The organism is Blastococcus goldschmidtiae (assembly GCF_031845325.1).
GTDB classification, from domain to species: Bacteria; Actinomycetota; Actinomycetes; order Mycobacteriales; family Geodermatophilaceae; genus Blastococcus; species Blastococcus goldschmidtiae.
Genome location: NZ_JAVREI010000001.1, coordinates 609,774 through 628,236, shown reverse-complemented (window position 1 = coordinate 628,236; position 18,463 = coordinate 609,774). Strand labels below are relative to the sequence as shown.

The following is an 18,463-nucleotide window of genomic DNA, read 5'->3' as shown; positions in this document are numbered from 1 at the left end:
GATGTCCCCGTCCCGCGCGTCAGTACTTGAGGAGGTTGGCGTCGTCGACCGAGGCGGACCGGCGGGTCCGGTAGATCGACATGATGATGGCCAGGCCGATGACGACCTCGGCGGCCGCGACGACCATCACGAACAGGGCGATGATCTGGCCGTCGATGGTGCCGGTGGTGCGGGCGAAGGTGATCAGGGTCAGGTTGACCGCGTTGAGCATCAGCTCGACGCACATGAACACGACGATGGCGTTGCGCCGCACCAGGACGCCCACGGCACCGATGGTGAACAGGATGGCCGCGAGCACCAGGTAGTAGGTCGGTGTCATCGGTGCTGACCGCCTTCCCGGCCGCCGGGGATGTCGCTGGGCGCCGGGTCCAGCGTGCCGAGCGCGGCATCCGGCGAGCCGAGCTGCTCCCGGCCGGTGGGACGGGGCATCTGCTCCACCTCGCCGGGCTCGATGCCCGTGGCGTAGCTGTCGGTCGAGGTACGCCCGTCGGGCAGCAACGCCGGGGCGGCGACGGAGTTGGCGCGGGCGTACACGCCGGGGCCGGGCAGGGTCTGCGGCCGGTCGGTGAGGAACCGGGCGCGGGAGAGCTCTTTCTGGCCGCGCCGGGTGCCGGGCTCGCGCTCCATCTGGGTGTAGATCAACGCACCTACCGCCGCGACGATCAGCAGCGCCCCTGTGATCTCGAAGGCCAGCAGGTAGCGGGTGTAGAGCAGCTCGGCGATCGCGACGACGTTGTCGTTGCCGCCGTCGTCGCCCAGGCCCGTCACGACGATGTCCTCGGTCGCGCGGGCGATGCCGGCGCCGACCAGCGCGGCGAAGCCGACGCCCAGCACCGCCGCGGCCACCCGCTGACCGCGCAGCGTCTCGACGACGGAGTCGGAGGAGTCGCGGCCCACCAGCATGAGCACGAACAGGAAGAGGATCATGATCGCGCCGGTGTAGACGATGATCTGCGCGGCGCCCAGGAACGGTGCGGACTGGATGACGTAGAAGACGCCCAGCGACAGCATCGTGGTGACCAGCCACAGCGCCGAGTGGACCGCGTTGCGGCTGAACACCATGCCCAGCGCCCCGGCCAGGGCGACCGGGCCGAGCACCCAGAAGGCGACCGTCTCGCCGGTGCCGATGACGACGTCGTTCACGCCTTCTCCCCCACGACAGCCTCGGCCGCCGATCCCGCCTCCGGCACGCGCAGGTAGTAGTCCTTCTCGTCGTCCCCCAGCCGCATGGGGTGCGGCGGCTGCTCCATGCCGGGCAGCAGCGGCGCCATGAGCTGCTCCTTGGTGTAGATCAGGTCCTGCCGGTTGTCGTCGGCGAGCTCGAAGTCGTTGCTCATCGTCAGCGACCGCGTCGGGCAGGCCTCGATGCACAGCCCGCAGAAGATGCAGCGCAGGTAGTTGATCTGGTAGACCGCGCCGTACCGCTCGCCCGGGGAGTAGCGGGCCTCCTCGGTGTTGTCGCCGCCCTCCACGTAGATGGCGTCGGCCGGGCAGGCCCAGGCGCAGAGCTCGCAGCCCACGCACTTCTCGAGCCCGTCGGGATGGCGGTTGAGCACGTGCCGGCCGTGGTAGCGCGGCTTGGTCACCTTGGGCTCGAACGGGTACTGCTCGGTGGTCACCTTGCGGAAGATCTGGGCGAAGGTGACCCCGAACCCCTGGAGCGGGGCCGGGATCAGGCTGTCGCGGACCGTGCGCTTGGCCAGGTGGCCGGTCGAGGGCCGGGCCACCTCACTGCCGCCGCGGGTCGCGGGCGTGCGCCCAGGCCGGTTCTCAGACATCGGGCTTGTCCTCCTCGACGGTGGTGGTGCCGCGCCGGCCGGTGGCCACGACTGCGCCGCCCTCGCCGGCGGGCTGGTGCCGAAGCCGGGGCGACGGCGGCACCGTGAGGTCCATCGGCGGTACGGGGAAACCACCCTCGGCGCGGCTGGGCCCGCCGGTGGGACGGCGCTGCGCTCCCGCGGGCGGGAGAACCTCCGGCTCGTCCGAGACGGTGTGCACCCCGCCGGCGGCGGCGTGCTCCGCGGCGACGCGGGTCTCGCGGTTAGCCGCCCGGCCACCCAGCGCCATGGCCAGCAGGACCAGGAGCGCGACCGGGACCCCGATGAAGAGCGCGACCTCGCCGGTGGAGAGGTCGGTCTCCCGGGAGACGGTCCGCATCGTGGCGACGACCAGGATCCACACCAGGGCGACCGGGACGAGCACCTTCCAGCCGAACCGCATGAACTGGTCGTACCGGAGCCGGGGCAGGGTGCCGCGCAGCCAGATGAAGAAGAACAGGGCGACGACGACCTTGCCGAAGAACCACAGCATCGGCCACCAGCCCGAGTTGGCGCCGTCCCAGATGGAGAGCGGCCACGGCGCCCGCCAGCCACCGAGGAACAGGGTGGCGGCCAGCGCGGAGACGGTGACCATGTTGATGTACTCGGCCAGGAAGAACAGCGCGAACTTCAGCGACGAGTACTCGGTGTGGAAGCCGCCGACCAGCTCGCTCTCGGCCTCGGGGAGGTCGAAGGGCGCCCGGTTGGTCTCGCCGACCACCGCGATGGCGTAGATGACGAAGGAGACCGGAAGCAGGACGGCGAACCAGCTGGGCCCGGTGAACTCCAAGCCGAAGAGGGAGACCTCGTTGCCGTCGGCCTGGGCGGCGACGATCTCCGAGGTCGACATCGACCCCGCGTAGAGGAAGACGGCGACGATCGAGAGCCCCATCGCGATCTCGTAGCTGATCATCTGCGCCGCGCTGCGCATGCTGCCCAGCAGCGGATAGGTCGAGCCGGAGGCCCAGCCGCCGAGGACGATGCCGTAGATGCCCATCGCCGAGGAGGCGAGGACCACCAGCACACCGATCGGTGCGTCGGTCAGCTGGAGCGGCGTCACCTCGCCGAAGATGCTCACCGCCGGGCCCATCGGGATCACCGAGAAGGCCACGAACGCCGGGACCGTCGCGATCACCGGCGCCAGGAAGTAGACCGGCTTGTCGGCCAGCGCCGGCATGATGTCTTCCTTGAACGCCAGCTTCAGCCCGTCCGCGAGGCTCTGCAGGTAGCCGCGCGGGCCGACCCGGTTGGGGCCGATCCGCTGCTGCATGCGGGCGACGACCTTGCGCTCGAACACGATGGCGAACAGTGTCAGCAGCACCAGGATCACGAAGACGCCGACGACCTTGATGAGGACGATCCACCAGACGTCGTTGCCGAAGTCCTCGAGGGTCGGCTGCTCGGGGCTGGCCAGCAGCATCACGCCATACCTCCCGCCGGGGTGGCAGGGGTGGGAGAGGACATCGTCGTGGCCCCGGTGGGCGAGGACACCCTGGCCGCCGCGGCGAGGCGGACGACGGCGCCGGGTCCGGTGCCCAGGTGCGTGCGCACCTCGCTGCCCGGGGAGCGCATCGGCAGCCAGACCACGTGGTCGGGCATCGGGGTGACCAGCAGCGGGAGGGTGACCGAGCCGGCCGGCCCGGTCACGGTCACCAGCTCGCCGTCGGCGACGCCCAGGCGCGCGGCGGCCTCCGCGCCGAGCCGGACGACCGGCCGGCGGGCGGTGCCGGAGAGCTCCGGCTCGTCCCGCTGCAGGGTGCCGACGTCGAGCAGCTGGCGCCAGGAGGCCAGCAGCGCCTCGTCGGCGCGCAGCGACGGCGCCCCGGCGGCGCCGACGTCGGGACCGGCGATGCCGGCCGACCGCGCCGTGCCCAGCGCGGCGAGCTCCGCCCGTGCCGCCTCGGGCGTCGGCAGCCGCAGGTCGACGTCCATGAGGTCGGCCAGGCCGTGCAGCACCCGGGCGTCGCTCAGCCTGCCGGTGTCGTGCAGCGTGGCGTCGAAGGACCGCGCCCGGCCCTCCCAGTCGAGGTAGCTGCCGGCCTTCTCCGACGCCGCGGCGACCGGCAGCACGACGTCGGCCCACTCGGTGACCGCCGTCGGGAACATCTCCAGGCTGACGACGAAGCGGGCCTCCGCCAGCGCGTTCTCGGCCAGCACGGGATCGGGCAGGTCAGCGGGGTCGACACCGCCGACGAGCAGCCCGGCCAGCCGCCGGTCGCGCACCGCGGCGAGGATGCCGGTGGTGTCCATCCCCGGTCCCGGCGGGATGGCGTCCGCATCGATCCCCCAGCGCGCGGCCACCTCGGCACGGGCAGCGGGGTCGGCGACCGCGCGACCGCCGGGCAGCAGACCGGGCAGGGCGCCGGCCTCCAGGGCGCCACGCTCGCCGGCGCGGCGGGGGACCCAGGCGATGCGTGCGCCGGTGGCCTCCGCCAGCTCGAGCAGCGCGGTGAACGCACCGGGGACCTCGGCCAGCCGCTCCCCCGCGAGGACGACGGCGCCCGGTGTCCGCAGCGCCTCCACCGCCGGGCCGCCCCAGGTGCCGGCGGCCAGCGCCTGCAGCGACCGGGCCTCCGCGCCGGGCAGCGTGGTGAGCACCGTGGCCTGCAGCTTCTGCGCGGCCCGCGTCGGGAAGGGCGCGAGGTCGAAGACCTGGGTCTTCGCGGTGCGCACCGCCCGGCGCAGCCGCAGGAAGACGATCGGTGACTCCTCCTCCGGCTCGAACCCCGCGAGCAGGACGACGGGAGCGGTCCCCAGCTCGTCGTAGGTGACCCCGCCCCGGCCGGGGCCGGTGCCGGCCACCGTGCCGGCCAGGAAGGCCATCTCCTCCGCGGAGTGCGCGCGGGCGCGGGCGTCGACGTCGTTGGTCCCCAGCGCCACGCGGGCGAACTTCGCGTAGGCGTAGGCGTCCTCGACGGTCAGCCGTCCGCCGGGCAGCACCCCGACGCCGCCCGCCTCGCGCGCGGCGGCCAGCCCGGCGGCGGCCGCGGCCCACGCCTCCGGCCAGGACGCCGGCTGCAGCGTGCCGTCGGCGCCGCGGACCAAGGGCGTGGTGAGCCGCTCGTTGGAGGTGACGTAGCGGAACGCGTAGCGGCCCTTGTCGCAGGTCCACTCCTCGTTGACCGCCGGGTCGTCACCGGCCTGGCGCCGGGTCACCTTGCCGCGCCGGTAGTCGGTGCGCATCGAGCAGCCCGACGCGCAGTGCTCGCAGACGCTGTCCTCGCTGCGCAGGTCGAAGGGGCGGGCGCGGAACCGGTACTGGGTGCTGGTCAGGGCGCCCACCGGGCAGATCTGGGTGGTGTTGCCGGAGAAGTAGGACTCGAACGGCTCGTCCTCGTAGATCGCCACCTGCTCCAGCGCCCCGCGCTCGAACAGTTCGATGAACGGGTCGCCGGCCACCTGCTGCGAGAACCGGGTGCAGCGGGCGCAGAGCACGCAGCGCTCGCGGTCGAGCAGGATCTCGGTGCTGATCGCCAGCGGCTTGGGGTAGGTCCGCTTCTCGTCGACGAACCGGCTCTCGGTCCGCCCGTGACCCATCGCCTGGTTCTGCAGCGGGCACTCGCCGCCCTTGTCGCAGGTCGGGCAGTCCAGCGGGTGGTTGATCAGCAGCAGCTCCATCGTGCCCTGCTGCGCCTTGTCGGCCACCGGGCTGGAGAGCTGGGTGCGCACCGCCATGCCCTCGGTGACCGGCATGGTGCAGGAGGCCACCGGCTTGCGCTGACCCTCGACCTCGACCAGGCACTGCCGGCAGGCGCCGACGGGCTCGAGCAGCGGGTGGTCGCAGAACCGCGGGATGAAGACGCCCACCTGCTCGGCGGCACGGATGATGAGGGTGTCCTTGGGCACGGCGACGTCGAAGCCGTCGATCGTGCAGTGGACGGCGTCCGGCGGGGTGTGCGGCCCGGGGGCGCCGGGCGGGACCGCGGGCGCCGGGGTGGGGTTCGTCAGGGTCATGACGGGGCTCCGACCGGCTCGAGGCGGAGGCTGCGGCCCAGCCGGGCCTGCTCCTCCGAGGGCAGCAGGGCGACGTAGTCGTCCTTGAAGTACTTCAGCGAGCTGGCGATGCAGCTGGTCGCACCGTCACCGAGGGCGCAGAAGGAGCGGCCCAGGATGTTGTCGCACGTGTCGAGGAGCAGGTCCAGGTCCCGCGCGGTGCCCCGGCCGTGCGCGATCCGGTCGAGGATCTGCACCAGCCAGTAGGTGCCTTCCCGGCAGGGCGTGCACTTGCCGCAGCTCTCGTGCGCGTAGAACTCGGTGAACCGCAGGGTGGCCTCGACGATCGAGTCGGTCTCGTCGAACACCATCAGCGCGGTCGTGCCGAGCATGGAGCCCGCCGCCGCCACCGAGTCGAAGTCCAGCGGGACGTCCAGGTGCTCAGCGGTGAAGTAGGGCGTGGAGGAGCCGCCCGGCGTCCAGAACTTCAGCTCGTGTCCCGGACGCACGCCACCGGCCATCTCCAGCAGCTCGCGCATCGTCGTCCCCATCGGGGCCTCGTACTGACCGGGGCGGACGACGCGGCCCGACAGCGAGTAGATCTTCGGGCCCGGTGACTTCTCCGGGCCGAACGCCTTGAACCACTCGGCTCCGCCGCGGACGACGAACGGCACGCTGGCCAGCGTCTCGACGTTGTTGATGACCGTCGGGGCGCCGTACAGGCCGGCGACGGCGGGGAACGGCGGCTTGAGCCGGGGCTGACCCCGGTAGCCCTCGAGGGAGTCCAGCAGCGCCGTCTCCTCGCCGCAGATGTAGGCGCCGGCGCCGGCGTGCACCACGAGGTCGAGCTCGTAGCCCGAACCCAGGATGTCGCTGCCGAGATAGCCGGCCGCGTACGCCTCCTCGACGGCGGCCACCAGCCGGCGGTGGGCGTGCACGGCCTCACCGCGGACGTAGATGACGGCGAACTTCGACCGGATCGCGTAGGCCGAGATGATCACGCCCTCGATCAGCGAGTGCGGGTCGGCCATCATCAGTGGCAGGTCCTTGCAGGTGCCCGGCTCCCCCTCGTCGGCGTTGACCACGAGGTACTTGGGCATGGCCGCCGGACCGGTCGGGGTCTCGCCGGGCTTGGGCTGCGGGATGAAGCTCCACTTCATGCCGGTCGGGAAGCCGGCGCCGCCGCGACCGCGCAGGCCGGAGTCCTTGACCATGGTGACCAGCTCGTCGGGGGACATCGACAGCGCCGTCCGCAGGGCGCTGTAGCCCTCCATCGACTCGTAGGTCGACAGCCGCCAGGACTTGTCGGCGCCCCAGCGGGTGGTGAGGACAGGGGTGAGGGGCATGACTCAGGCCTTCCCGGGGCCCGGGGTGGCCCGGGGGTGGGTGGTGGGACCTTGGGCACCAGTGCCCGGCTCGGTCCCCGCAGGGGTGTCGGTGCCTTCACGGCCGTCGGCGAGCCGCCGTCCGGCGGGCTCCGGGGCGTCCGGGCGCGAGCCGGCTGCGCCGGCCCTCTCCGCCGGGGTGTCGGCGGCGGCGACGCGCGCATCGGCCGCCTCCTCGCCGGGCGTCTCGCCGGTCCGTCCGGTGGGGGCGACCGTCTCCGCCGGCTCCTCGGCGTCCGGCTCCGGGACGGCGGTACGACCCATGGGGGGTGCGGACTCCCCGCGCTCCTCCGCCAGCCGCAGCCCGACGAGGGTCGGGCCCCACTCACCGGGCGCGTCGATCGCGGCCCGGGCGGCGGTGGCGTCGTCGTACTGCGAGAAGCCGGCCAGCTGGCGGGAGATGCCCTTGAAGTCGGTCAGGGGCGCACCCCGGGTGGGCAGCGGCTTCTCGCCGCGGCGCAGGGCAGCCACCAGCTGGCGTGCGCTGTCCACGTCCTGCTGGTCGTAGAACTCGTAGTCGACCGTGACCACGGGGGCGTAGTCGCAGGCCGCCAGGCACTCGGCGTGCTCGAGGGTGATGGACCCGTCGGCCGCCGTCTCGTCGTGGTGCACACCGAGGTCGCCCGAGAGCGCGTCCATGATCCGCTGCCCGCCCAGCACGCTGCACAGCGTGTTGGTGCAGACGCTCACCAGGTGCCGGCCGGTCGGGCGGCGCTTGTACATCGTGTAGAAGGTCGCGACCGCGCCGACCTCGGCCTTGGTGAGGCCGAGCTCCTCCGCGCACAGCGTCACGCCCTCGGGCGAGACGTAGCCCTGGTAGCTCTGCACCAGGTGCAGCATCGGCAGCAGGGCCGAGCGCGGCTTCGGGTAGCGGGCGATGATCTCCCGCGCCTCGAGCCGGGTCTGCTCGGTCAGCGGCGGGAGGTCGAGCGGGGCGGGCTCGACCGGGCTGTCGTCGAGACCGGTCGTCGCGGCGGCCTCGGGGCTGCCGGGAAGTGCGCTCATCTGTCGACTCCTCCCATCACGGGGTCGATCGATGCGATGGCCGCGATGACGTCGGCGATCATGCCGCCCTCGCTCATCGCCGCCGTGGCCTGCAGGTTCACGAAGCTGGGGTCGCGCACGTGGACGCGCCACGGGCGGGTGCTCCCGTCGCTCACCACGTGGAAGCCGAGCTCGCCGCGGGGGGACTCGACGGGCACGTAGACCTGGCCGGCCGGCACGCGGAAGCCCTCGGTGACCAGCTTGAAGTGGTGGATCAGGGCCTCCATCGACTGGCCCATGATGTGCCGCACGTGGTCGAGCGAGTTGCCCATGCCGTCGGCGCCGAGGGACAGCTGCGCGGGCCAGGCGATCTTCTTGTCGTCGACCATGACCGGTCCCGGCTCCAGCCGGTCCAGCGCCTGCGCGACGATCTTCAGCGACTCGTTGACCTCGGCCATCCGCACCAGGTAGCGGCCCCACGCGTCGCTGGTGTCCGCGGTGGGCACCTCGAAGTCGTAGGTCTCGTAGCCCAGGTAGGGCTCCACCTTGCGCAGATCCCACGGCAGGCCGGCCGCCCGCAGGACGGGCCCCGTGACGCCCAGCGCCACGCACCCGGTGACGTCGAGGTAGCCGGAGTCCTTGAGGCGGTTCTGCCAGATCGGCTGGCCGGTGAGCAGCCGGTGGAAGTCCGCGACCCGCTTCGGGAAGACCGCCAGGAACTCGCGGATGCTCTCGACGGCACCGTCGGGCAGGTCCTGCGCGAGGCCGCCGGGGCGGATGTAGGCGTGGTTCATCCGCAGGCCGGTGATCTCCTCGAGCAGGTCGAGGACCATCTCCCGCTCGCGGAAGCCGTTGGTCATGCCCGTGAGGGCACCCATCTCCATGCCGAACGTGGCCAGGGCGACCAGGTGCGAGGCGATCCGGTTGAGCTCCATGACCAGCACGCGGATCGTCTGCGCCCGCTGCGGTGCCTCGATCCCGAGCAGCTTCTCGACGGCGAGGCAGTAGCCGGCCTCGTTGAACAACGGGGACAGATAGTCCATCCGCGTCACGAAGGTCGTGCCCTGCACCCAGTTGCGGTACTCGGTGTTCTTCTCGATGCCGGTGTGCAGGTAGCCGATGACCACCCGGGCCTTGGTGACCGTCTCGCCGTCCAGGTCGAGCACGAGCCGCAGGACGCCGTGCGTCGAGGGGTGCTGCGGCCCCATGTTGACGACGAGGCGGTCCTCGCCGTGCGGGTCGGCGAAGGTGAGGTCCCAGTCGCCGCCGGTGACGGTGTAGACGCGGCCCTCGGTGGTCTCGCGCGAGCCGGCGTACGGGTCGTAGGTCGTGCTCATCGGTAGGCCCTCCGGGTGTCGGGGGGCGGGATCGTCGCGCCGTGGTACTCCACCGGGACGCCGCCGAGCGGGTAGTCCTTGCGCTGCGGGAAGCCGTCCCAGTCGTCGGGCATCAGGATCCGGGTCAGCGACGGGTGGCCGTCGAAGACGATGCCGAACATGTCGTAGGTCTCCCGCTCGTGCCAGTCCGCCGTCGGGTAGATGCCGGTCACCGACGGGACGTGCGGGTCCTCCGCGGTGACCGCGACCTCGAGCCGGATCCGCCGCCGGTAGGTCATGGACGTCAGGTGCAGCACCACGTGCAGCCGGGGGCGCCCGGGCGTCACCTCGGGGCCGCCGCTGTCCAGGTAGTCGACGCCGGACACGCTGCTGCACAGCTCGAAGCGCAGCGCCTCGTCGTCACGCAGCGCCTGCGCCAGCGTCAGGAGGTGCTCGCGCGCCACGAAGTAGGTGATCTCGCCGCGGTCGACCAGCACCCGCTGTACCGCGGCGGCGTAGGTGGACTCGCCGACGGCGTCGATCAGGGCGTCGGTGACCTCGTCGAACCAGCCGCCGTAGGGGCGCTCGGTGGAGTGCAGCGCGACCGCGCCGCCGGGCTCCACGCGCACCAGCCCGCCGAAGCCGGAGGTGTCCCCGCTGCCGCTGACCCCGAAGGCACCCTTCCGGAAGCCACCCGAGGGCGCCGTCGCGTCGTCGTAGCCGGCCTCCTCGCGGCCGGGCACGACCTCGCCGCCGTCGTTGCTCATTGCTCGACTCCGGACTCGTTCCGCTCCTCGGTCGCTGTCCCCCGCAAGCGGGAGGTGCCCCCAGCCTGGAGCGATGCTCGCTCGACCGTCGTTCTCGCGGCGCTCATCGCTCGCCCCCGCTCATCGCCGGTCCCCCGGACCCGGCAGCAGCACCGCGTTGCCACCCCGCTGGTCCATGGCGAACTGCCCGGTCCGGCCCTCGGCCGCGGCCGCCTCGTACGCCCGGCGGGCTGCCTTGTCCACGCGCACGGTGGAGGGCATCTCGACCAGGAGGTCCTTCGCGGTGCCGTCCTGGCGGGCGCGCTCCTGCTCGCGGGCGCGCTTGTCACCGAGCGGCTCGTTCATGATCTTGTGGTGCAGCTTGAGGATGGCGTCGGTGAGCATCTCCGGCCGCGGCGGGCAGCCGGGCAGGTACATGTCCACGGGCACGACGTGGTCGACACCCTGCACGACGGCGTAGTTGTTGAACATGCCGCCGGAGCTGGCGCAGACGCCCATGGCCAGCACCCAGCGGGGCTCGGGCATCTGGTCGTAGATCTGCCGCAGGACCGGGGCCATCTTCTGGCTGACCCGGCCCGCCACGATCATCAGGTCGGCCTGCCGGGGCGAGGCCCGGAAGACCTCCATGCCGAACCGGGCCAGGTCGTAGCGCCCGGCGCCGGTGGCCATCATCTCGATCGCGCAGCACGCCAGGCCGAACGTCGCCGGCCACAGCGAGGACTTGCGCGTCCAGTTGACCAGCTTCTCCACGCTAGTCAGCAGCACGCCGCTGGGCAGTTTCTCCTCGAGACCCATGATCAGTCCACCAGTCCCACGTCTAGTCCCATTCCAATCCGCCACGTCGCCACTCGTAGGCGAAGGCGATGAAGACGGTGCCGATGAACACGACCATCGCGACCAGGCCGAAGACCCCCAGGGCCTCGTTGTGCACGGCCCACGGGTAGAGGAAGACGATCTCGATGTCGAAGACGATGAACAGCATCGCGGTCAGGTAGTACTTCACCGGGAACCGGCCGCCGGTGAGCGGCTGGTCCACCGGCTCGATCCCGCACTCGTAGGCGTCGATCTTGGCCCGGTTGTAGCGGCGGGGACCGACGTACGGCGCGGCGGTGACCGAGAACAGCGCGAACGCCGCGGCCAGTGCGAAGAGCCCCACGATCGGGACGTAGGTCGACAGCATCAGCACCAGCCTAGGGTGAGGGCGATCACGTTCCGCGTAGCCGTGGATCGGGTCGTCGCCGTGTCGACCGGGGACCGCATCGCGAACTCGTCCACGTCAGACCGCCGGGGCCAGGCGGGTGAGCACCGTGATGGCGCGGTCGACCGCGTCGCCGTCACGGCCGTCGGTGAGGTTGCCCATGAGGCGCAGCGCCGCACCGGCCAGCGCCGGTCGCCGCAGCCCGTGGGCGGTGACGAAGCGGACGACCTCCGGGCGGGCGAGCAGCGCCAGGAAGCCCAGGCCCAGCCGGTGGTGCCGCCCGTAGGCCGCGCGCAGCCGCTGCGGGTAGCCGTGCAGCACCGCCTCGCGGGCGGGGCCCCCGGGCCGGGCGAGTGCGTCGGCAGCGGCCTCGCCGGCCATCCGGCCGGTCTCGAGGGCGTAGCTGATGCCCTCGCCGTTGACCGGGTTCACCGTGCCGGCGGCGTCCCCGGCGAGCAGCAGCCCACGGGTGTACGCCGGTCCCCGGTTCAGGGCCATGGGCAGGCCGGCACCCCGCAGCGGCGTGACGGCGTCGTCCTCACCGAGACCGTCCTCGGCCGGGAAGGTGTCCAGCCAGGCGCGCAGCACGGCCCGGTGGTCGGCTCCCGTCCCCCGCCGCGTGTCGAGCAGCCCGTACCCGACGTTCGCGGTGCCGTCGCCCATGCCGAAGATCCAGCCGTAGCCGGGCATGGAGTCGCGGGAGGGCCCGGCCGGAGTGAGGTCGAAGGAGATGTCCAGGTAGTCGTCGGTGGTCCGCCGGGAACGCACGTACCGGCGGACGGCGACCCCGAGCGGGCGGTCCTCCCGGCGGACCAGGCCCACCGACTTGGCCAGCCGGCCCGACAGGCCCTCGGCGGAGACGACCAGCGGTGCCCGCCAGACCTGCGGCTCCTTGTCGGGACCCGCGGTGGCGTGCACGCCGGCGACCCGCCCGGCGTCGTCGAGCAGCGGCTCGGTGACGGTGATCCCGGTGTGCACCCGGGCGCCGGCCGCCTCCGCGTGCGCGGCCAGCCGGGCGTCGAGCTCGCTGCGGCGCAGGACGAGGGAGAAGTCGGGCCAGTGCTGCAGGCGGGGCCAGTCCACCTCGGTAACCGTCCCGCCGCCGTGCACCCGGAGCCCCTTGTGGCGGGTCCAGCCGGACGTGTCGACGCCCATGCCCAGGAGGGCCTGCACACCGCGGGGGGTGAGGCCGTCCCCGCACACCTTCTCCCGGGGGAAGTCCGCCTTCTCGAGGACGACGACGTCGCGACCGGCCTGCCGCAGCTGCCACGCGGCGGACGCCCCGGCCGGCCCGGCGCCGACGACGATGACGTCGGCGCTCCGGTCGGTCGTCCCCTGCACGGCGGTTCCACTCCTTCGTCCCGACCTTGTGAATTGATTCACAAGGTCGCCTCGTCACCACTCTAGGCCGGGGTGTGACGAAGGCGACAGCACCCCCCTGGGGAGGGCTGCGTCACAGTTCCGGCGCGGCGCTGCGCAGCAGATCGCGGACCTCGTCGTCCGAGGTCTGCGCGAAGTCGCGGTAGGCCGCTCCGACCGCCCGGAACGACGGCGGGACCAGCAGGGAGACGACCTCGTCGGCGAGGGCGCCGACCTCGTGCAGCGCGCCGGAGGACGCGACCGGTACGGCCACGACGGTGCGCGCGGGCCGCTGCTGCGCCAGGGCCTGCAGGGCGGCACGGACGGTCGCGCCGGTGGCCAGGCCGTCGTCGACGAGGACGACGGTGCGGCCGGCCACGGCCACCGGTGCACGGCTGCCCCGGTAGGCGGCCGCGCGGCGGTGCAGCTCGGCCAGCTCGCGGTCCCGCACCCCGGCGAACGTGGCGTCGTCCACCGCGGCGGCGGCCAGCACCCGGTCGGTGCGCACCGTCTCGACCGTGTCCCCGACGGCGGCGACGGCGCCCATCGCGAGCTCCGGCTGCCCGGGGAGCCCCAGCTTGCGGACCAGCAGCACGTCGAGCGGGAGGTCCAGCACCGCGGCCACCTCGGCCGCGACGACCGCACCGCCGCGCGGCAGGCCGAGCACCACGGCGTCGCCCGGCAGCGTCCCGGCCAGCCGGGCGGCCAGCGCCCTCCCCGCGGCGCGGCGGTCGGCGAAGGGTGCGGTGCGCACCGCTAGACCGGTTGGGGCCCCGTCGGCGGGGGCGCGATCGGGTCGCCGGGGCCGGGCACCGGATAGGGGGCGGGCTCCGGCGGCGGGATCGGATCCGTGGGCGAGGGGGCCGGCGACGGCGGCTGCGGGGACGGCGGGCTCGTCATGGACCGACGCTATGCCCCTCGTGGTCCCACGGGAAGGTCAGGCGGGGCGGCGTCCGCGGTGCAGGGCCACGGCCCCACCGGTGAGGTTCTGCCAGGCGACGTCGGCCCACTCGGCGTCCTGCAGCCGCCCGGCCAGCTCCGCCTGGCCCGGCCAGGCCCGGATCGACTCGGCCAGGTAGACGTATGCCTCGGGGTTGCTGCTGACCGCGCGGGCGATCCGCGGCAGCGCCCGCATGAGGTACTCGAGGTAGACGGTCCGGAACGGCGCCCAGGTGGGCCGGGAGAACTCGCAGACCACCAGCGTGCCGCCGGGACGGGTGACCCGCCGGAACTCCCGCAGCGCCGCATCCGGGTCGGCCACGTTGCGCAGGCCGAAGGAGATGACGACGCCGTCGACGCTCTCGTCGGCGAGCGGCAGCGCCATCGCGTCGCCGGCCACCTTCGGCACCGGCCGGGCGGCGCCGGCCCGGAGCATGCCCTGCGAGAAGTCGCAGGCGATCGCCCGCACGCCCGCCGACGCGAGTTCCACGGTGGAGACCGCCGTCCCGGCCGCGACGTCGAGCACCGTCTGTCCCGGCCGGGCGCCCAGCGCCTGGCGGGTCGCCCGGCGCCAGGAGGCGTCCAGCCCGCCCGAGAGCACCGTGTTGGTCACGTCGTAGCGCTGTGCGACCCGGTCGAACATCGCCGCCACCTCGGCCGGCCGCTTGTCCAGATCCGCGCGCAGTCCGGCAGTGTGCGGGGGATCTCGCCGGTCTGCCACGGCGACGACGCTACAAGGCCTCCTAGGCTGGAGCCGTGCCCGCGCCCGCCCTGACCTCCCGTCCCGCGGGCGCGCGCACCGTCACGACCGCCCGCTCCGAGGCCGCCGGCGAGCTGCTCGCCCTGGTGCCGGCGCACGCCGGGCTGTCCTGGGTGCGCCGCGGAGAAGGGCTGGTCGGCTGGGGCGAGGCGGCGCGCCTCGAGGTCTCCGGCCCCTCCGCCCTCGCCGACGCGGCGGCCTGGTGGGAGGAGTACACCTCCGGGTTGGACGTCGCCGACGACCTCGGCATCCCCGGCACCGGCGCGGTGCTGTTCGGCAGCATCGCGTTCGACCCGGCGGCCGGGACGTCGGTGTTCGTCGTCCCCGAGGTCGTCGTGGGCCGCCGGGACGGCGTCGGCTGGATCACCACCGTGGGCGTCGGAGTGCTGCCCGAGCAGCTCCCCTCCCCCGCGCCGGTCGATGGCCCCCCACCGCGGCTGCGCTACGCCGACGGCGCCCTCGACCCCGCCACCTGGTGCGCCGCCGTCGCCACCGCGGTGGCCCGGGTCGACGCCGGCGAGCTGGACAAGGTGGTGCTCGCCCGCGACCTGCTCGTCTCCGCCGAACCCGCCCTCGACCCGCGACGGCTGCTGCGCCGGCTGGCCGGGCGGTTCCCCGACTGCTGGACCTTCGCCGTCGACGGGCTGCTCGGCGCCACTCCCGAGCTCCTGCTGCGCCGTACCGGACGGGAGCTGTCCTCCCGCGTCCTCGCCGGCACGGCGGCGCGCGGTGCGGGTGCGGAGGACGACCGCCTCGCCGCGGCGCTGCTCGGGTCGGCCAAGGACCGTGCGGAGCACGCCTGGGCCGTCGACTCCCTGGTCGACGCCCTGGCGCCCTACTGCAGCCGGCTCACCGCCCCGGCCGAGCCCGAGCTGCTCACGCTGGCCAACGTGCGGCACCTGGCCACCGACGTGACCGGCACCCAGCGCGGCTCGGCAGGCCTGCTGGAGCTGGTCGGCGCGGTGCACCCGACCGCGGCGGTGTGCGGAACGCCCACGGCCGACGCCGCCGCGCTGATCGGCGAGCTCGAGGGCATGGACCGCGGTCGCTACGCGGGACCGGTCGGCTGGCTGGACGCCCGGGGCGACGGCGAGTTCGGGCTGGCCCTGCGCTGCGCCGAGCTGACCCCCGACGGCGGTGCCCGGCTGTTCGCCGGCTGCGGCATCGTGGCGGGCTCGGAGCCGGCCGCGGAGCTGGCCGAGACCCAGGCGAAGTTCGCCGCCTTCCAGAACGCGCTCGAGGGCTAGGTGGACAGCTCGGCGCGGGTCAGCCCGACCCGGCGAAGGCGACGTCGCTGATCGTCGTGAAGTCCCGGATCGCGCCGTCGTTGCCCGTGCCCGCGACCTCCAGCACCACCCGGGACGTCGTCACGGGCCCGGGCAGCACGGCCCGCGCCATCTCCCGGCCGGGGACGGCGATCTCCTGCCGGTGGACCGTTCCACCGTCGAAGCCCCACGTCACCGCGGTCACCGTCCGGTTCTCGCCGAAGCGGTCCGTGCCGTCGACCGGGTCGGTCTTGTCGTAGCCCGGGACGAGGCCCACCGAGGCGAGCACCACCGGGCGGCCGAAGTCGAAGACCAGGCGCTGGCCGACGGCAGACCCCGCGCAGCGCCAGGCGGTGCCCCCGACGCCGTCCAGGGTGTTCGCCGGGTCGTAGGTGACCGGGGCGCCCGAGGCGTCCACCCCGGACGGCGCCTGGCAGGTGGCGCTGACCGACCGCGGGCGCAGCGGACCCGTGCCGGCCGAGGGGGCAGCTACCTCGCCGGGCGGCGGGGCGGGCACGACGGCGGGCGGCGGGACGGCCTCCACGTCGGCCGCCTCCTCCCCGACGTCCACGGTGTCGGCGTCCCCGGCCGGACCGGGGCCGGGCTCACCACCAGCCACCTCTGCCGGCGGCGGGCTGCCGTCGCCCACCAGCAGGCGGTCGCCGACCACGTAGCCACCGCCGACGACGAGCAGGCCGGCGAGCACGAGCGCGCCCACCAGCGGCCGTCGCCCGTCCGGCTCCGGGGGTGCCTTCCAGGACCCGGGATCCTCCGCCGCCGGCGGTACCTGCGCCACCGGCCACCCCGCGGCCGGCACCGGGTACGCGAAGACCGGCTCCGGGGGCGTACCGCGTCCCGACGCGGCCGCCGGGTGCAGGTTCGCCCCGCAGGAGATGCAGAAGCGCTGACCGTGCCCGGCCTGGACGCCACAGCTGCCGCAGAACCTCATGCCGCGTCGCCGTCCTCGTCGCAGCTCATCGGCGGACTCCTACTGGCTGGGCGGCGGAACGGGCGGGAGGGGCTGCTGCGGGTAGGGCGGCGGCTCGTACGAGGGCGGCAGCCCGTACGACGGCGGCGGTCCGTACGACGGCTGCCCGTAGGGCTGCTGCTGGGCGTGCGGCGGCTGCGCGAACTGCTGGGTGGGCTGCTGCTGCCAGCCCTGCTCGGCCGCGGGAGGAGGTGCGAGCGGCCGCGGCGCCGCGACGCCGAACCGGCCGCGCAGACGGGTGACGAGCGTGCTGGGGATCCGCGTGGCGAGCACCGGTCCCAGCAGCCCGGCGACCAGGCCCCACAGGCCGAGGGCGACCGCGGCGATGAACGGGTTGAACGTCGCCGACGCGTCAGCCGAGCCCCCGAACACCGCGACCCCGCCGGAGACCTCCGTGGCGACGCGCAGCAGCAGCGCCGCGGCGAACGCCACGACCGCCAGCGCCCCGGCGAACCGGAACCCTTCGCGACGGGCGTCCTCGACGGAGTTCTGGCGGACGGTGAGCACCGTCGCCACCGCCAGCAGGACGAGCAGCAGGACGACGGGCGCGAGCCACACCCAGGCGCTCTCGTCGGTGAAGGTGAACAGGTCGACGCCCTCCGCGGCGGGCCCTCCGGCGACGTCTCCGAGGCCGACGCCGGCGACCCCGGCGTCGGTGTCGAGCGGGACACCCGCCGACCACAGGACGCTGGCGAGCATGCCGTTGCCGGCGCCGAGCACGAAGACGCCGAGCTGCGTCACCCGCTCGTCGAACTGGACGAGGCAGTAGACGAGGAACGCGACGACGCCGAGCAGGCCGGCCGAGAAGACCGCCAGCGCGCCCAGCAGCGGCGCGACGGCCTGGCCGCGGACGGCGGCGAGCCGCCCGGGCAGACCTCCGCGGGTCTGCCGCGAGAACAGCCACACCAGGCCCAGCGTCGCGACGGCGAACAGCAGCGCGCCGGTCAGCGTCGACCAGACCGACACCCCGACCCGGCCGACCGTGCCGAGCACCTCGTCGGACTCGTCGATGCGGTACCGGGTGACCAGGGCCAGCGGGAGGAACAGCACCGTGAAGACCAGGGCCGTGCGGGCGCCCTGCAGGAGGACGTCGCGGCCGCGGTGCACCCCGCGGGCGCGCAGCGACCGGATGAACAGCCAGGCCAGCAGCGTCAGCCCGACGAGGGTCAGGGTGAGCGGCAGGAGCCCGACGCCGGCGGAGCCGCTGACGACGACGCCGCCGCCGAAGAAGTCCTCGCTGCCGCTGTCGAAGAACTCGTCACCGCTGCCGAAGATGTCGGAGGAGGTCTCCATGAAGACGTCCCCACCGACCGCCGTGCACACCGCACCCGCGGTCAGCGCCAGGACCTCGCGGAACCCGAGATCGCCGGCCGCCAGGAGGAGGACGCCCACCAGGGCGAGCCCGAGCATGGCCAGCACGGAGGAGCCGGCGGCCTTGGCGGCCCCGCGCCAGTCCCCACCGAGCAGGGCGTCGATCGCGCCGCGGCCCGCCGGTCCGCCGGCCCGGGGTGCCGCCGAGCCCCACGGGGCACCGCCCTGCGTCGGAGCGCCGTACGGGACGCCCGCCTGGGCCTGGCCGTACGGCGCACCGTGCTGCTGCGGGTGGGCAGGCCCCTGGGGCTGCGCGTAGGGAGCCGCCGGCGCCGGTGCGCCTTCGGCCGGTGCCACCGGGCTGCCGCAGGAGCCGCAGAAGGCCGTGTCGGGCCCGGCCGGAGCCCCACAGGCACCGCAGAAGCGTCCCGTCATGTGTGC

At 73.9% G+C, this 18,463-nt stretch carries 17 protein-coding genes; 1 reads left to right on the top strand and 16 read right to left on the bottom strand.

Features of this window, described 5'->3' with window-relative positions; genetic code table 11:
* Nucleotides 1-19: 19 nt before the first annotated feature.
* The 14 genes from nuoK to RM425_RS03085 all read right to left on the bottom strand — a co-directional run bounded on the left by nuoK (nucleotide 20) and on the right by RM425_RS03085 (nucleotide 14,419).
* Nucleotides 20-319 carry an NADH-quinone oxidoreductase subunit NuoK gene (nuoK, locus tag RM425_RS03150; RefSeq protein ID WP_311343724.1) on the bottom strand — a complete coding sequence of 100 codons (300 nt, stop codon included), beginning with the start codon at nucleotides 317-319 and terminating at the stop codon, nucleotides 20-22.
* Nucleotides 316-1,143 (bottom strand): NADH-quinone oxidoreductase subunit J, encoded by an 828-nt coding sequence (locus tag RM425_RS03145; protein WP_311343723.1) that lies wholly within the window; start codon nucleotides 1,141-1,143, stop codon nucleotides 316-318. The genes nuoK and RM425_RS03145 overlap by 4 nt, the downstream gene beginning before the upstream one ends.
* Nucleotides 1,140-1,778 (bottom strand): NADH-quinone oxidoreductase subunit NuoI, encoded by a 639-nt coding sequence (gene nuoI, locus RM425_RS03140; RefSeq protein WP_311343722.1) that lies wholly within the window; start codon nucleotides 1,776-1,778, stop codon nucleotides 1,140-1,142. Before nuoI ends, RM425_RS03145 begins: the two co-directional genes overlap by 4 nt.
* On the bottom strand, nucleotides 1,771-3,237 hold the full coding sequence (gene nuoH, locus RM425_RS03135; RefSeq protein WP_311344025.1) for an NADH-quinone oxidoreductase subunit NuoH: 1,467 nt from the start codon (nucleotides 3,235-3,237) through the stop codon (nucleotides 1,771-1,773). Before nuoH ends, nuoI begins: the two co-directional genes overlap by 8 nt.
* On the bottom strand, nucleotides 3,237-5,771 hold the full coding sequence (locus tag RM425_RS03130; protein WP_311343721.1) for an NADH-quinone oxidoreductase subunit G: 2,535 nt from the start codon (nucleotides 5,769-5,771) through the stop codon (nucleotides 3,237-3,239). Before RM425_RS03130 ends, nuoH begins: the two co-directional genes overlap by 1 nt.
* Nucleotides 5,768-7,096, bottom strand: coding sequence for an NADH-quinone oxidoreductase subunit NuoF (nuoF, locus tag RM425_RS03125; RefSeq protein ID WP_311343720.1), 1,329 nt, complete (start codon nucleotides 7,094-7,096; stop codon nucleotides 5,768-5,770). The genes RM425_RS03130 and nuoF overlap by 4 nt, the downstream gene beginning before the upstream one ends.
* A gap of 3 nt (nucleotides 7,097-7,099) precedes the next feature.
* Nucleotides 7,100-8,140 carry an NADH-quinone oxidoreductase subunit NuoE gene (nuoE, locus tag RM425_RS03120; RefSeq protein WP_311343719.1) on the bottom strand — a complete coding sequence of 347 codons (1,041 nt, stop codon included), beginning with the start codon at nucleotides 8,138-8,140 and terminating at the stop codon, nucleotides 7,100-7,102.
* On the bottom strand, nucleotides 8,137-9,456 hold the full coding sequence (locus RM425_RS03115; RefSeq protein WP_311343718.1) for an NADH-quinone oxidoreductase subunit D: 1,320 nt from the start codon (nucleotides 9,454-9,456) through the stop codon (nucleotides 8,137-8,139). The genes nuoE and RM425_RS03115 overlap by 4 nt, the downstream gene beginning before the upstream one ends.
* Complete coding sequence (locus RM425_RS03110; RefSeq protein ID WP_311343717.1) at nucleotides 9,453-10,202, bottom strand: NADH-quinone oxidoreductase subunit C; 750 nt, start codon at nucleotides 10,200-10,202, stop codon at nucleotides 9,453-9,455. Before RM425_RS03110 ends, RM425_RS03115 begins: the two co-directional genes overlap by 4 nt.
* 120 nt (nucleotides 10,203-10,322) lie before the next feature.
* Nucleotides 10,323-10,997, bottom strand: a complete 675-nt coding sequence (locus RM425_RS03105; protein ID WP_449495067.1) for a NuoB/complex I 20 kDa subunit family protein — start codon at nucleotides 10,995-10,997, stop codon at nucleotides 10,323-10,325.
* Between the two features lie 22 nt (nucleotides 10,998-11,019).
* Nucleotides 11,020-11,382 carry an NADH-quinone oxidoreductase subunit A gene (locus tag RM425_RS03100; protein WP_449495075.1) on the bottom strand — a complete coding sequence of 121 codons (363 nt, stop codon included), beginning with the start codon at nucleotides 11,380-11,382 and terminating at the stop codon, nucleotides 11,020-11,022.
* A gap of 96 nt (nucleotides 11,383-11,478) precedes the next feature.
* Nucleotides 11,479-12,741, bottom strand: coding sequence for a geranylgeranyl reductase family protein (locus RM425_RS03095; protein ID WP_311343716.1), 1,263 nt, complete (start codon nucleotides 12,739-12,741; stop codon nucleotides 11,479-11,481).
* A 112-nt stretch (nucleotides 12,742-12,853) separates the two neighbouring features.
* The gene (locus RM425_RS03090) at nucleotides 12,854-13,513 is read right to left on the bottom strand and encodes a phosphoribosyltransferase (RefSeq protein ID WP_311343715.1); all 660 of its coding nucleotides are present in this window, start codon (nucleotides 13,511-13,513) and stop codon (nucleotides 12,854-12,856) included.
* Between the two features lie 183 nt (nucleotides 13,514-13,696).
* Nucleotides 13,697-14,419: a demethylmenaquinone methyltransferase gene (locus RM425_RS03085; RefSeq protein WP_311343714.1), complete on the bottom strand. Its 723-nt coding sequence runs from the start codon at nucleotides 14,417-14,419 to the stop codon at nucleotides 13,697-13,699.
* Between the two features lie 35 nt (nucleotides 14,420-14,454).
* Between RM425_RS03085 and RM425_RS03080 the strand changes: the two genes are divergently transcribed.
* The gene (locus tag RM425_RS03080; RefSeq protein ID WP_311343713.1) at nucleotides 14,455-15,705 is read left to right on the top strand and encodes an isochorismate synthase; all 1,251 of its coding nucleotides are present in this window, start codon (nucleotides 14,455-14,457) and stop codon (nucleotides 15,703-15,705) included.
* 19 nt (nucleotides 15,706-15,724) lie between these two features.
* On the opposite strand, the gene RM425_RS03075 is transcribed toward RM425_RS03080, so the two are convergent.
* Both RM425_RS03075 and RM425_RS03070 read right to left on the bottom strand, forming a co-directional pair.
* The gene (locus tag RM425_RS03075; protein ID WP_311343712.1) at nucleotides 15,725-16,672 is read right to left on the bottom strand and encodes a discoidin domain-containing protein; all 948 of its coding nucleotides are present in this window, start codon (nucleotides 16,670-16,672) and stop codon (nucleotides 15,725-15,727) included.
* A 39-nt stretch (nucleotides 16,673-16,711) separates the two neighbouring features.
* Nucleotides 16,712-18,457 carry a streptophobe family protein gene (locus RM425_RS03070; RefSeq protein WP_311343711.1) on the bottom strand — a complete coding sequence of 582 codons (1,746 nt, stop codon included), beginning with the start codon at nucleotides 18,455-18,457 and terminating at the stop codon, nucleotides 16,712-16,714.
* Between the last annotated feature and the right edge of the window lie 6 nt (nucleotides 18,458-18,463).

Coding starts and splice junctions, on each gene's coding strand:
- nuoF (WP_311343720.1), bottom strand. CDS start 7,096: ATGCCCCTCACCCCTGTCCTCACCACCCGCTGGGGCGCCGACAAGTCC.
- nuoH (WP_311344025.1), bottom strand. CDS start 3,237: ATGCTGCTGGCCAGCCCCGAGCAGCCGACCCTCGAGGACTTCGGCAAC.
- RM425_RS03070 (WP_311343711.1), bottom strand. CDS start 18,457: ATGACGGGACGCTTCTGCGGTGCCTGTGGGGCTCCGGCCGGGCCCGAC.
- RM425_RS03075 (WP_311343712.1), bottom strand. CDS start 16,672: ATGAGGTTCTGCGGCAGCTGTGGCGTCCAGGCCGGGCACGGTCAGCGC.
- RM425_RS03130 (WP_311343721.1), bottom strand. CDS start 5,771: ATGACCCTGACGAACCCCACCCCGGCGCCCGCGGTCCCGCCCGGCGCC.
- nuoK (WP_311343724.1), bottom strand. CDS start 319: ATGACACCGACCTACTACCTGGTGCTCGCGGCCATCCTGTTCACCATC.
- RM425_RS03110 (WP_311343717.1), bottom strand. CDS start 10,202: ATGAGCAACGACGGCGGCGAGGTCGTGCCCGGCCGCGAGGAGGCCGGC.
- RM425_RS03115 (WP_311343718.1), bottom strand. CDS start 9,456: ATGAGCACGACCTACGACCCGTACGCCGGCTCGCGCGAGACCACCGAG.
- nuoI (WP_311343722.1), bottom strand. CDS start 1,778: ATGTCTGAGAACCGGCCTGGGCGCACGCCCGCGACCCGCGGCGGCAGT.
- nuoE (WP_311343719.1), bottom strand. CDS start 8,140: ATGAGCGCACTTCCCGGCAGCCCCGAGGCCGCCGCGACGACCGGTCTC.
- RM425_RS03105 (WP_449495067.1), bottom strand. CDS start 10,997: ATGGGTCTCGAGGAGAAACTGCCCAGCGGCGTGCTGCTGACTAGCGTG.
- RM425_RS03100 (WP_449495075.1), bottom strand. CDS start 11,382: ATGCTGTCGACCTACGTCCCGATCGTGGGGCTCTTCGCACTGGCCGCG.